7 protein-coding genes are annotated in these 13022 nt (G+C 40.1%); 2 read left to right on the forward strand and 5 right to left on the reverse strand.

All coding sequences use genetic code 11. The features are described from left to right. The first annotated feature begins 59 nt into the window (after positions 1–59). On the forward strand, positions 60–1433 hold the full coding sequence (locus V2H41_RS11635; protein WP_330975330.1) for a sulfatase: 1374 nt from the start codon (positions 60–62) through the stop codon (positions 1431–1433). Positions 1434–1480: 47 nt separating this feature from the next. Beyond that, complete coding sequence (locus V2H41_RS11640) at positions 1481–2593, forward strand: glycoside hydrolase family 43 protein (protein WP_330975331.1); 1113 nt, start codon at positions 1481–1483, stop codon at positions 2591–2593. Positions 2594–2595: 2 nt separating this feature from the next. Here V2H41_RS11640 and V2H41_RS11645 read toward each other — a convergent pair whose 3' ends face one another. The 5 genes from V2H41_RS11645 to V2H41_RS11665 form a co-directional block, all read right to left on the reverse strand. Further along, entirely contained in the window at positions 2596–3294 is a 699-nt protein-coding gene (locus V2H41_RS11645) for an alpha/beta hydrolase (RefSeq protein WP_330975405.1), read from the reverse strand. Positions 3295–3482: 188 nt separating this feature from the next. Further along, a complete protein-coding gene (locus V2H41_RS11650; RefSeq protein WP_330975332.1) occupies positions 3483–5726 on the reverse strand; it encodes a glycoside hydrolase family 2 protein in 2244 nt (747 codons plus the stop codon). 191 nt (positions 5727–5917) lie between these two features. After that, entirely contained in the window at positions 5918–8644 is a 2727-nt protein-coding gene (locus V2H41_RS11655; RefSeq protein WP_330975333.1) for an alpha-L-rhamnosidase, read from the reverse strand. 4 nt (positions 8645–8648) lie between these two features. Then, positions 8649–11459 carry a glycoside hydrolase family 2 TIM barrel-domain containing protein gene (locus tag V2H41_RS11660; RefSeq protein WP_330975334.1) on the reverse strand — a complete coding sequence of 937 codons (2811 nt, stop codon included), beginning with the start codon at positions 11457–11459 and terminating at the stop codon, positions 8649–8651. A 22-nt stretch (positions 11460–11481) separates the two neighbouring features. Then, a complete protein-coding gene (locus tag V2H41_RS11665; RefSeq protein ID WP_330975335.1) occupies positions 11482–13020 on the reverse strand; it encodes an MGH1-like glycoside hydrolase domain-containing protein in 1539 nt (512 codons plus the stop codon). Between the last annotated feature and the right edge of the window lie 2 nt (positions 13021–13022).

A 13022-nucleotide genomic window follows, 5' to 3' on the forward strand; every position in this document is an offset into this window, starting at 1 on the left:
TATAGTGTGTTTAGAAGTATCTTTAGGCTATGATGATCCAACGTTTTATACTAAGCATTTTGCTTGTCGTATTCAACCTCAACATTACGATTGCCCAAAAAAGCAACAAACCTAACATAATTTACATTCTCGCAGATGATTTAGGTTATAGCGAACTAGAGTGTTACGGCAATAAGTTCAACGAAACACCTTTTTTGAATCAAATGGCTGCCGAAGGGATGTTATTTACTCGATTTTACGCCTCGGCACCGGTATGTTCACCCTACAGAGCTGCCTTAATGACAGGACAATATCCTGCCAGAGTAGGCATTACGGATTATCTTCGGCCTAATTCTCAAAAGCATCTGCAGCATGCACACATTACCTTAGCAGAAATGCTGAAAGCAGAAGGATACAAAACCGGTATCGTGGGTAAATGGCATTTGTCTGGTTATAAACTACACGGCGCTCCAGAATCTTCTCCTAACGAACATGGGTTTGATGAAGTAATTGTAAGTGAGAACCGCGGTATTGCCGAAGGCACTTATTTTCATCCTTATCACTTCAATACAGATATTCAAAAAAAATTAAATACAGAACATGAGTATCTTACCGACAGACAGAATGTGGAAGCCATAGAATTTATCGAAAGAAATAAGCATCAGCCCTTTTTTCTTTTCTTAAGTCATTACGCGGTGCATACAACTGTTCATGGCAAGCCCGAAATTGTAGCACACTTTAAAAATAAAGAAGAAGCCGGCACCAGTGCGCCAACACCTAAAAATCCCGACGATGATCCCTACAAGAAATATCCATCAGGCTCCAAAGCCCAGCAAAACAATCCCCATCTAGCAGCACAACTCTATTCTATAGATGAAGGGGTGGGTATGATTATGAAAAAACTGAAAGAAATAGGGCTAGATAAGAATACTATAGTCATTTTCACCAGTGATAACGGAGGCGAAACAACCATTACCACCAATGCACCTTTGCGCGGCGGGAAAAGTATGTTGTACGAAGGCGGCGTTACAGTTCCGTTTATAATATGGGGGCCTGGAGTTAAAAAAGGAGCTGTTTGCGAACAGCCAATAGTCAATTTCGACATTTATCCTACGCTAAAGGAGTTAACTCGCGCAAAAAACAATACGCAATTATTAGATGGTGTGTCATTTGCCCCTATATTGAAGGATCCGAAAGCTGCCTTACCGAAAAGAAATTTTTATTGGCATTATCCTCTTAATGAACCTCATTTTCTGGGTGGCCGTTCCGCAGGAAGTATTATTTCCGGCAAATGGAAACTGATAGAATTTTTCGATAATCAGACCTACGAGTTATACAATCTCGAGGAAGACCGCAGCGAAACAACGGATCTGGCATCCCAATATCCACAAATAGTAGAACAACTAAAAAAAGACCTAGTTGCTTGGCGCAAAAATGTGGGCGCAACCATGTAAGTTTGCCAGGTTAACGATTGCAATATTCTTCGAAAACGAATCTAATTATGCATAAAGTATTATTATCACTAATTTCTTGCATGATGCTGATGCATCTATCTTGTCAGAACCCCGATGCGCAACCGACCAAAACTTATACCAATCCGCTGAACGTAAAGTTTGGCGATCCATTTGTATTACGTGCATCGGACGGTAAATATTATATGTATGGAACAGGAGGTGGTGCTAAAAAAGGATTTGCCGCATATTCATCTGAAGATTTGATAGACTGGAAATATGAAGGTCAAGTGTATTATGGCAATAACGAAAACGGCTGGGGCGTTGGCGATTATTGGGCTCCCGAAGTATATGAACGTAACGGCAAATTCTACATGTTTTACAGCGCTCAGTGGAAAGAGAATCCTAACAATGAAAAAGAAAACTTCAAAATCGGTGTAGCGGTAGCAGACAAACCTACCGGACCATTTATTGATATGCAGAATCGGCCGATTTTTGACCCCGGATATCCCATTATTGACGCGAATGTGCTTTTCAACGATGATGGGAAAGTATATCTATATTACTCCAGATGCTGCTATAAACATCCTGTTGAAAGTGAAATTGCCGACTGGGCGCGTAAAAAAGGATGGTTTAAAGAAATTGAGGAAAGCTGGGTATACGGCATAGAGATGAAACCCGATTTTAGTGGCGTAATTGGAGAACCTGTATTACTCTTACGTCCACCTGTAAAAATGGACGACAAGCAAGCAGAATGGGAAAGCCGCTCAGTTACCTCCAATGAGGTAAACCGTCGTTGGACAGAAGGCTCTTTTATCTTCAAACATGGAGATACTTATTATATGATGTACTCCGCTAATTTCTTTGGAGGACAGAATTACGCAGTAGGTTACGCCACATCTAAACATCCTCTGGGACCGTTTACTAAGGCAGCCAATAATCCAATACTTCAAAAGAATACCGCATCAGGTGGTATCGTTACTGGGACAGGGCATAACAGTGTAACTTACTCACCTGACGGCAAAACAATGTTGTGTGTGTATCATGGCCGCACTAATAAGACAGGCGATGAACGCGTAGTGTTTATTGATAAAATGCGCATCACCGAAGACGGACTTCTTATTGTTGATGGTCCTACAACCGATCCACAACAGGTGCCATAGCATTAAGGCTTTGCTTCAAAAATCTCTTTCGAACGTTCTCGTATGATTTTTAGAAGCAAAGCGTAAGCGCCTTCTGGCATATTGCCATGATCGTAACCGTCGAGCTCATACAATTTTGTTCGTGTATGGCCGGCAAGTTGCATCATACGATGCCAGTAGGCGTTTTCTTCATATCGACCCAACAACTCTAATTCTCTATCTCCTGTGATTAGAGCTATCGGTGGAGCATCTTTTCTTACATAATATAACGGAGCCATGGAATCAATTAAAGGTTGTAAAGCATCCACTCCCCGCTCCTGCCTGATGGTGAAATGTGTAATAGCTTGCCCGCTAAAAGGAATAAGTGCTGCTATACGATTGGCATCAATATTGTATTTGCTTAAATAAGCTTTATTCATCGTAACCATCGAAGCCAGATAGCCCCCGGCAGAATGTCCACTAAGAAAAATCAGCTTATCGCTTCCACCATAACGATGAATATTCTGAAACACCCAAGCCACAGCTGCTGCAGCATCCTCAATATATGCCGGAGCTTTAACATGAGGCGACAATCTATATTCTACTGTTGCAATCGCATATCCTTTATTTTTCAAAGGCTCGGGTAGATCTCGCCGTCCTCCTGTAATACCGCCACCATGAAACCATACAATAGTGGCAAAATCTTTCTTTCCCTCCGGATAATATAAATCTAGCACACACATGGTGTCTTTATACGGATCATTACTGTAAAATGTAGCCGGATAATATTTAATGCTTTTGACAGTCTTATAGTGAGTTTGCGCCAATATTATTTGGCATGTGAACGACAGCAACAAAAAAAACACTACTTTTTTCATAATAGGTTAAAGTTATGAAAAAGTAGTGTTCAGTTGTCCCTAGTATAATTGTGCTATGATTTTCTATTCCATTGATATAGTGAAAAATCAAAAGGAACTTTCTGTGTTGCCTTATTGGCTACTACAGCAATTCGGTTATGGCCTGGTTTTAATAGATGCGTAAATTGGGAAAGATTGATATCGTCATAATGACGCTTAATTCTCACTTCATCCTCACTCCATACTAGTACACCATTAATATAAACTGTTACATTTCCCGAAGCATACAACTTCAAACCCAGTCCCTCAGGAACTTTTTTCAAGTCCACATTTTGATAGGCAAATACATTGCCGTCCTTTTTCAGTTCCACAGGCTGTTTGCTTTGTTGAAAGTTGGTTGAAGAAGTAGTCAACCAGTCTGTCGAAGTTGCATTATAAGAATAGAATAACAATGGACGATCGGTTTCACTACGCTGATTGATAAAAGTGATTACGCCGTCATCGGGCTGGTCATACATAGGAGCATGCAAACGTCTTAATAAGTTTTCCTCTATTTTAATCACTTTTCTATCGTATGTCATCAGACCATTCACCTCGCCTTCTACATCTGTAGTTTGGGTATAAATGGCTGCGGCCAAACCACGTTTTACCATCAAAGCAAGATTATGCATCAGCTCTGTGTATTCTCTTACAAGCACAGAATCCTGAGTATAGGTTTTGTATCCCCAGTTTCTTTTATTGGGATCCCAGATATGTCCTTTAATTACAAGTCCCAAGCCTCCAAACTCTCCTAATACCATAGCGCGATTCTTGTTTTGCTCTACTATTCCCATACCGGGTCCAGGATACTGGTGTACATCTAGCACATCTCCTACGCCACGATCTGTCCATCCGCTGGGAGAATTTACAATTCGGGTAGGATCATACTGTTTGGTCCATTCAGTTATCCGCTTAGTATCGTATTGTCCCCAGCCTTCATTAAACGGCACCCACATTACAATAGACGGGAAGAATCGCAAGTGATCCATTATAGCCTTCCATTCTTTTTCAAACTGAATTGCAGACTCTTTTGGACGTGCCCAGTCTTCTTTATCCTCATGTTTTACATGAGATGGGTGATCGGGCCATTTAAAGCCAGATGGCATATCTTGCCACAACAATACACCAATTGAATCAGCCTGATAATAATAGCGCGAAGGCTCTACCTTTATATGCTTGCGAATGGTATTAAAGCCCATTTCCTTCAACTTGATAATGTCGAACATCATCGCCTCTTCCGAAGGTGGGGTGAGTAAACCGTCAGGCCACCATCCTTGGTCCAAAGTTCCAAAATGGAAAACTGGTTTATTATTTAAAGCTAGACGTAAATATCCATTCGCATCCCTTACCATACTCACCTTACGCATGGCAAAATAGGTTTTGAATGCATCCAACACTTTATTTGCCTGCTTCACCGTGACACTCGTTTGGTACAAATGAGGCGTTTCAGGTGTCCATAATTGGGCCTGCGAAATTGGCAACTCTAGCGCACTGGCATAAGCAACAGTAGTATCTTTTATAACCCTACCGTTACTTTTAATGACAAAATGCAATTGATGCGATGGGTTCAGATTTTCTCCCTTGATATGAAACTTTACTGTTCCTTTATCAATATCAGGAACAGGATATAAATTACTTATATGCGATTTGGAAACAGGTTCCAGCCATACAGACTGCCAGATACCTGAAACTGCCGTATACCATATCCCTTTAGGGTCCAGTACCTGCTTACCACGTGCTTGGAAATCGGTATCGGTAGGATCCCATACGGCAACAACGAGTTTTTGCTGCCCTGAAGGCTTAAGATAAGGTGTAATATTAAATGAAAAAGGATCCGAGCCTCCTTTATGCGAACCGACCAGCTTGTCGTTTACCCATACTCTAGCTTCCCAGTCAACAGCATCAAAATGTAATAAAATATCCTTTCCCTTCCAGTTGTCGGGAATAGTGAAACTGCGATTATACCACAGCTCCTGATCGGGTAGTAAGGGTTTTCCTACTCCTGATAAGGCAGATTCAATACCAAATGGAACCAAGATCTTACCATCGTAACTGGTAGGTTGAACACTTCCCTTGTTTTTTATACTATAATTCCAAAGGCCGTTCAGATTTTTCCATTCTTTTCGCTCTAATTGAGGTCGAGGGTACTGTTGCCATACATTTTGCGGATTTACTGCTTGTCCCCAGGTGGTAATAAGTCGGGTGTGGGCAGGTTGATAAGCTTGTGCAAATACTAAACTACTAACAAATATCCCTAGGCAAGTAAACGTTTTATACATTCAATACAATTTATTATAGGCAAAATAATACTGCCCCTGTGCATATTCATGTCAATTTTGTATTGATTCGTGTAAAAAATGTATATACCGAGCTTATTCTGATACAAAAATGATAATAGCCTGATAAAGAATCTGTTTAGATTTTATCAGGCTACATTTATTGCATTTTAATATAAAAATTTTAAAAACTATCAGTTCTCAAACTGAAAACTACCACTAGAAAGACTGAATACAGCAAAACCCTTTTTGTACTCAAGAAGTGTTACGCCCTCAACTTGGGAAGCAGGGATACCATTTTCCTTTATGCTGCTAGGATCATTGGTAGGAATTTTTATTATAGCGTTAGTATTGGCAGGAATTTCGATATGCCATTTTATTTTTTCTTTTTCCAGTTGCCAAGAACTCCTGATAAGTCCATAGGCAGATTTGTAGGAAGCTCGTACATATTCCAGCCCTGGTATAAACAAAGGTTGCATCTCTATTTGTTTAAACGCAGGACGAGCCGCTTTGACCCCAGCGACGTTTTCAAATAACCAAATTAATAAGTCCCCTAGTAGCATCACATGGTTTTGTGAGTTCATTTGGGGGCTGGCCGTATTACCATTCCATAATTCCCATATGGTAGTGGCTCCATTGGCAATCATATAACCCCAACTAGGGTAAGTGGTATTGGTTGCCAGCGTTAAGGCTGCATCCGCGCGACCATAATGGGTTAATCCCCGCATCAGCCATTGCGTACCGATAACCCCCGTACTGATATGCATCTGGTCCGCTTCCATTTTCTTAATAATCCGATCAAAAACGCATGCTTTTTTATCCGATGGCACTAAACCGAAATATAGAGGAAGCAAATTGGCTGTTATGGTTCCATTATCGTAATTACAGCTTTGCGCATTAAAAAACTTATTATTAAAAGCCTCTAATACTTTTTTACTTTCCTGCTCATACATTTCAATATCTTTAATATTTTCGGAGAGGGCAGCAAAAGATTTCATTAATTGTAAAAAATGGTAGTAATAGGCTGTTGCAATAAGGTGGCCGTTAGTGGTACGCGTACTATCTTGTGACCGTATTATGGTTAAATCCTCTGGTGGAACACACCAATCACCGTATTTATCTTTAGTAAGAATATAATTTTTAAGATACTTACGCTTCATGTAGGTGAGCCACTTTTTCATGAAAGGATAGTGTGCTGTAATTACCCCTTTATTGCCATACTGGCGGTACAGCATATCAGCTACTAGCAAATATACTCCGGGCCAAGTCATATTATCAGAATAGTAATTCCAATAAGCCGGAGCCACATCCGGTATCGCCCCTTCCTCTGTCTGAGACTCTCTAATATCGTCGAGCCACTTTACATAAAGGGCCTGATTATCGAATAAAAAGCTTTCTCCATAAGCACCCTGTGCTCGATCGCCCAACCAAGGTTGGCGTTCATTACGTTGGGGACAATCCACCGGCATACCTTTATAGTTGGAAGCAATACCCCACCAGCTATTTCTGATAATTTTATTAATCGTTTCGGATGAAGTTTCCAGATTACCGGTATCATTCATGTCATCATAAATAACATGTCCCTCAAAATCGGATAACTTCGGAATTCCGGGCCAACCGGAGATTTCCACATAGCGGAAACCATGATACACAAACCGAGGATGCCAAACCTCTATCCCCTCGCCCTTTAGAGTATAAATATCCGTAACCCTTGCATCTCTTAAATTAGCTACATATAACTCTCCATCCGACTGTAGGCTTTCAGAAAAACGAAGTTTTACCTTATCACCGCGCTTTCCTTTTACCCTTATTTGTAACCAGCCTGCAAAGTTTTGTCCCATATCGAGTATATAAATACCCTCCCTTAGTTTGTTTAATTTAACAGGCGCAATACGCTTCATGATTTTCATAAAAGGATTGGGTTGCGGTATTATATTACCTTGGGGAGCAGATACCAGTTGTGGTTGTAACCATTCTTTATCATTATACCCCACCTTAGTCCAGTCTCCCAGCTCTTTAGTGGCATCATATTCTTCCCCATCATACTCATTATTGGTACGTATAGGGCCATCGGCTGTAAACTTCCAGCTTTTATCGGATAGCACCTGGGTAGTGGTACCATCCTCATAGATAATGTCTAGTTGCAATAAAAATTTAGGAAAGCCAAAATTGTTAATCTTTTGGGGCTTGTATTGTTGCCGCATGGTGAAGAAACGTCCATTGCCTAAAATTACTCCAATGGCATTAGTGCCTGAAGTAATATGCGCTGTAACATCAAAAGTATTACTGAACACAGATTTTCGATAATCCGTAGGTGCGGGTGCTAAAACTTGTTCTCCTATTTTATTTCCATTAATGTAAAGCTCGTATAACCCTAGACCAACAATATTAACAAAAGCCTTTTTGATTTTTTTGGACGAGGTGAACTCTTTTCTGAAATATCGAGCTGATAGTCTTGACCACTGTGAAATGCTATCCCAAGGGAAAGCATTATCATACCCAATCCATTGAGCCTTCCATTGTGATGATTGTAATAATCCGATAGTAAAATATGCGGGGGCACTCCACGCTTCGCCTTTATTGGTAATAGAACGTACTCGCCAATAGTAATAACGATTCGATGCTAAAGGCCTGCCTTGATAACGAATAAATAGGGTTTCATCGCTTAACACTTCACCGGAGTCCCATATATCACCGATGTTTTTTTCGGCTCTCTCTTTTGATGAAGAAACGATAATTTGATAGGCCTGCTGCTTCACATTCCTCGATTTAGAATATAATTGCCAGCTAAAATTGGGTGTGGCTGTGGCAACACCTATCGGGTTCTTTAGTTGCTCACATCGCATATGCTGAACAGTTACCTGTGCAGCTGTTGTAACCGTCAGACATAAGCACCATATTAATATCCGAATCTTCATCATATTGTTACTTCATATTGAAGTTAAACCATAATACAATTCGCAACGCCCTAGATGGATCCTTTTCGTAATCGTAATAAATATTATCCAATCCCATTGGTCCGGTGGTTTCTCGAGTTTGTGTGCGGGAGCCAATAGAAGGGATCGCATTCATGAATGAAATATCACCATCAGGGAACCATGGTTCATAATTGTGCCATTGATCCGTCTTCCAACGTGCACGGTATAAACGGAGGAATAAATCCTCAGTTTCTGTTGCTACCATAAAGCGTTGGTTTCTGGTATGAAAAATACCATAATAAAAATTTGCATAATAGCCTTTAAACTCTGGGTACACCCAGCTTTCACCTGTTTCAGTATCGTTATACACTTTTTCCCAAAGATTTATTGTTCCACCCTTTAGTCTGTTTTTCCACACCCGGTATGGCCCTTTGCCAAGATATGTTACGGAACGTATTTCACTTTCGGGAAGATCAAAATTGACTCCCAGCATTTTTGTATGCAACGAATCGGGGAAATAATTTACTGTCAGCTGTACCCATCCATTCTTATGTATTACCCATTCCAGCGTATTGAAACTTTGCTTTTTATCGTATGTCGATTTTATCACCAGATTTTTATCTTCATCATAATGATATTGTATACCTGAAAAATTGGTTACACCTTCCTGGACAATGGGGCCGTTCGATAAAGGAACCTGACCTTTATCATTACGCACCTGCAACAATAAACCTTTTGCCTTATCAAACAATAACTCTAATGCGCCCACACTTACTTTATACGCATTCGATGTTTCTGTCAACACAACATCATAAACACCCTCTTTATTTGGCAACAGCTCCCGAATCTTTTGCTGAGGGGTACGAATAGGAAAGCTCCAAGTAAAAAGCTCTCTTTGATACAAATCTTTTACCGTGATATATAATACATCGTACGAGAACCAATCATCAGGTAAGGGCACCTGAATAAATCCCTTGTGACCTGGTAATATATCAGGGGCAGCAATGGTTCCTTGTTTTTCTAAATTACCCGTATGGGCAAATCGTTGCAACTTCCATGAATAAGAACAAGTGTTTGCATTAAGAAAGTGATATCGATTTTCAATGTAAAACTTTCCGTCGAAATTCTCGGTAATCTCTCTTCGCTCAAAAAATATTGGACTCCACACTTCCTTAATGGTATAAAAGCTCCCTTCCTTTTCATGATGAGGCCCCAAAATTCCATCAGCGCCTCTGTGTTTGTCCGTATCGATGGAATCGTTAAGATCTCTTCGCACTACTCCTTGATCTGCAAAATCCCATAGAAATCCTCCCGCACTGAGAGGATTATGCCACATCTTATGCCAGTAATCCTCCAGACCAGCCCCATGCCCACCATCAAACCATCCATGCAAGAATTCGGTTGGCATTACAATTTCGCGACCATTATCGTAATTACCCACACCATAATTGTACTGACGATAATGTTGTGTTTCGATACCATTATGCAATTGCCAAGGATAAATCACGACTCTTCGCTGTAAGTCGTATAACTCAAAATACTGATCGAGCTCAGGATTGCTTCCTCCTTCATTTCCATTGGCCCATAGTACTACAGAAGGATGGTTACGATCATGCTCCACCATTTCCTTTACTAGTTGCTTTCCTGTATGTGTATCATAATGACCATGCCATCCCGCTAGTTCGTCAATAACATATAATCCTAACGAATCACACACATCCAAAAAATGCCCATCTGGCGGGTAATGAGCCATGCGCACAGCATTCATATTCATTTCTTTCATCAGCAATACATCCTCTACGCTGTTAGTATAGCTTGTCGTCCTTCCACTTTCGGGTCGAAATGAATGGCGGTTTACACCTTTGAATTTTATTTTAACGCCATTAATATAAATACCATCCCTTCTCCTTACTTCAATCGTTCTGAAACCAAATTTTTGAGTAACCTCATGCATCAATTTTCCATTCTGATAAATGCGATACTTAGCAAGATATAAATATGGCGTTTCCGATGTCCATAAATGAGGCTGATTTATTTGCGTAATGATGGTATGAGATACTTCCTGATGTTTAGAGATGATATCTTTCTTATACGCATGCACCTTTTGATGCTGTGCATCATAAAAGTCTATTTCCACACGATCAATAAGCGGGGCATTAAATGTAGTATGAAAGCTTCCATCGGCCTTGGCATCGATAGCAATATTACTGATATGTATAGATGGCAATACCTCCAACCATACGGGCCGGAATATTCCTCCGAATATCCAATAATCGGCTTCACGCTCTGCTGCATTTACTGATTTATTAGAAGAGTGCTTATCTACCTTTACCTCCAGTAGATTCTCTTTACCATATTTCAACAGCTTAGATATATCGTACTTAAACGCATAAAAAGCCCCTTGATGTTTAAGCCCGGCCAATTTACCATTAATTTTCACTTCTGCATCCGTCATTACACCTTCAAAAACGATATTCACTATTTTCCCCTTCCAAGATGTCGGCACGTTAAATGTTCTTTTATATAAGCCACTTTCCTTACCACGCACACTGTCTTTAGCAAATCCATAATCATATTTTCCAAACCCCTGTAATTCCCAGCATGACGGCACTCCTATTGTAGTCCACTTGCCCGAGTTCATACCGGCAGTGCAATAAAAATCCCACTCTACCATATCATCGCTACCTCTTCCGGAGAGATATACTTTCTCCGTTTGCTGGGCCAACATTACACTTGCCCATAACAACAACAACACGGTATTAATACTTTTTAGAAAGTATTCCCACTTGGTCATATTAAATTCACCACGAAACTTCATATGGCTATCTGCATGCTATGTTTTACAATCGCGCTTCAAGTTTTCTGATTCTCCTAGAGCTGGCTATTTTTCGACCATTCACCCATACGCTTAAACCTTTACCTTGATGATATTTTTCTCCGGTTTTATCCCAAATGATGGTCAACGTTTTACCATGATATAAAATATTATCAAGACAAAACCAATCCCATTTATGCTCAGGTATCAGCGGATTGATTTCAACGATATTATCAGCTCGCGGACGCAAGCCCATTAACCCTGTAATCACTAAATCATTAAATGTAGAATGATTATAATAACGACCTCGGGCATCATGGGTAAGCCACATTCCCGTTTTTTCGTCCATGTATTCTCCTATATAGGGTTTTCCGTTACGATATTGTGAACGGGCGTATTTTTTCAATTGAGTAAAATAGTCATTCTTTGTTACAGGTACATTTTTATAATTATTTAGAAGATTGGCCATTGCCGTCAATGTTTGAGCTGTCGCAAAAGGCCATATTGCTCCATCCCATTCGCACTTACAACATCCATGACTACGAAATTGCGGATGACTTCTGTCTGCTGTGGTAATACCCATAGGCGCATTAAAATGATGTGTATCCATCAGCTTTCTCCAAGCAATGTTATAGCGCCTATCCGGCAAGTTAAAATACCAAGGGGTAAACCCAATAGCTTCCATTACATTAGCTAAAGTGTCTCCGTGCTCCTTACGTACTTCAAAAAAACCTGAGTGAGGATTCCACAGCTTTTGCTGCAAAAGCGTCTTAATGCTATCAGCTTTCTTCTGATACAAATCAGCTGTTGAAGTTGCTCCCAGAAGTACAGCCATCTTCGAAATAGCAACAGCATTCCCATACATATAACTATTGATAGAAGGGCGCAGGTTCTTCTCTCTTCGTCCTCCACTAATGCTTTCTTCCATGGCATCGCGAACATCATATTGCCAAAACAATCCATTAGGTAGTTTTCGATCCAATTCCCACCCGGCATAATCTGCGATCCAATCTTGGAAATATTCTTTTAAAAAGGCAGTATCTCTATTAACGAGGTAACGATTATATACAGCATCCATATTCCAACTGCTGTAAGCTCTCAATCGTTTTAAAGGTTTCCCATCATCACCGCGATACCATATACGAAGATAATCATCCAAGTACTGCTGATTATGAAGCCAACGAGCCTCATAAATATGGTGCCCCAAAGCACTGCTAATGAGATTATACTTATCTGCATAGGAACGTTGTACTAAAAATTCGGTAAAAACAAATCCCTGCTCTGTTGCTTTAATATGCTTACGCAATGTCCACCAACGGAAATAAAATATTTCTTCAAATTCTTTTTGAGGACAGTTGAATAACGGTATATTTTGTTGCATCCATTGCCAGGAAGCTTTATTAGGTATAGCTTGTACAATAGGCTCATCCTCCATAGCATTGAAATAATCTATATAATGTTTGTAATCTTCATGCTTTAATATATAGGGTCGAGATATTTGCGCTTGTGAAATAAAAGTCGCAAACAATATAACAAGTGCTATGAGGGATCTAAAAATCATCATAA

It is taken from the genome of Niabella digestorum (assembly GCF_036409055.1).
Classification (GTDB): Bacteria; Bacteroidota; Bacteroidia; order Chitinophagales; family Chitinophagaceae; genus Niabella; species Niabella composti.

What these genes read in the sequence shown, in the direction of transcription:
- V2H41_RS11660 (WP_330975334.1), bottom strand. Translation starts at nt 11,459, where the DNA reads ATGAAGTTTCGTGGTGAATTTAATATGACCAAGTGGGAATACTTTCTA.
- V2H41_RS11650 (WP_330975332.1), bottom strand. Translation starts at nt 5,726, where the DNA reads ATGTATAAAACGTTTACTTGCCTAGGGATATTTGTTAGTAGTTTAGTA.
- V2H41_RS11645 (WP_330975405.1), bottom strand. Translation starts at nt 3,294, where the DNA reads ATGTGTGTGCTAGATTTATATTATCCGGAGGGAAAGAAAGATTTTGCC.
- V2H41_RS11665 (WP_330975335.1), bottom strand. Translation starts at nt 13,020, where the DNA reads ATGATGATTTTTAGATCCCTCATAGCACTTGTTATATTGTTTGCGACT.
- V2H41_RS11655 (WP_330975333.1), bottom strand. Translation starts at nt 8,644, where the DNA reads ATGATGAAGATTCGGATATTAATATGGTGCTTATGTCTGACGGTTACA.
- V2H41_RS11640 (WP_330975331.1), top strand. Translation starts at nt 1,481, where the DNA reads ATGCATAAAGTATTATTATCACTAATTTCTTGCATGATGCTGATGCAT.